The organism is Streptococcus sp. Marseille-Q8145 (assembly GCF_965112035.1).
The window spans coordinates 1-842 of record NZ_CBCOPQ010000024.1 but is presented as its reverse complement, the minus strand read 5'-3'; the positions used below and the strand labels follow the sequence as shown (position 1 = coordinate 842).

1 pseudogene is annotated in these 842 nt (G+C 46.1%); it reads right to left on the bottom strand.

Annotation, left to right across the window (positions count from 1 at the left end):
• Positions 1-5: 5 nt before the first annotated feature.
• A pseudogene (locus tag ACWPVL_RS11730) lies at positions 6-569 on the bottom strand (ATPase, T2SS/T4P/T4SS family); the annotation flags it as partial.
• Positions 570-842: the final 273 nt, after the last annotated feature.

Here is an 842-nt window from a genome sequence, read left to right as displayed (position 1 = left end):
GCCTATACCAACTCAGTATAACTCATTACCGTCTGTGGCATAACCTTAACCTGCAGAAACTGGGGCTGTTTAATTTTGACAGAAACCTCGATAGACAGCAACATTTCCGAGGCGGCCAAGCGAGCTGCAAGCTGGTACAGTAACGTTGTTTTACCCGATCCGGTTGGGCCAGCCAATGTCAACATGCCTCGGCGTTGCGTCAAAATACTCATTAATCGATCCAACAACTGACGTGCACCCTGCGCATCTGGAATACCACTGATCAGTCGCACCACCAATGATTCGCGGCCCCGAAAATCTGCCACCGAGCTTAAACGCAGAAAAACATCAGAGTCCGGATGATAAAATGCGCCTAACTGGACACGGCGATGCTCTGCAACATTCATCCCAGCCATGAACTTCAGATAATTAATCTCTTGCTGACCTATGCGCGTTTCCAGTTGCCCTAAAGTCACTAACCCGGTCGGTAACCGAAGCCGAATCAGATAACCATGCGGATTTGGCAAATAGTAAATATCGCTGGCTCCTTTGTCTAATGCGTTGGTCAATAACGTTTTCACTGACTGCATATTTTTTCCTCCTGCATTAAAAGAATTCGCAGGCAAGGACGAGTTTGTCATTAACATAAAAAATTTACCCGTCATGCTTTTTCGGGTGTCATCGTTTGCACATAAGGACATTGATCACGGTGATTAAAAATACGATCATTATGTCTCAAGATGCTCACACTCTGTCCCTTAGCCGCGCTGTTTCCGCCCTAGCTATGCAACGCCATCCATCTAGCCAGAGATTACTCCGCCTTGGTGCTAAAATCGTTAAATGCTATTGATACTAATGTAGAG